Annotated in this window: 1 rRNA gene; it reads left to right on the forward strand. The window is 49.0% G+C overall.

The features are described 5' to 3' along the window. Positions 1 to 145 (forward strand): 23S ribosomal RNA (locus IV91_RS0115055); the annotation flags it as partial. Positions 146 to 253: the final 108 nt, after the last annotated feature.

Here is a 253-nt window from a genome sequence, read left to right on the forward strand (position 1 = left end):
CGGGAAACTTGCCTCAAGATAAGACTTCCCTGAGGGCTTGACCCTCCTAAAGGTTCGTTCGAGACCAGGACGTTGATAGGTCGGGTGTGGAAGCGCAGTAATGCGTTAAGCTAACCGATACTAATTGACCGTGAGGCTTGATCCTATAATCGCAGGCATCTGCGAGTTCGTGAAAACAATCAATCCAGTAACTTTACTTCAATCCAGTTTGTGCGTGCCGACGCGTTTTTTGTTTGGCGGCCATAGCGTCTTG

It is taken from the genome of Ferrovum myxofaciens, from assembly GCF_000735045.1.
Taxonomy (GTDB): Bacteria; Pseudomonadota; Gammaproteobacteria; order Burkholderiales; family Ferrovaceae; genus Ferrovum; species Ferrovum myxofaciens.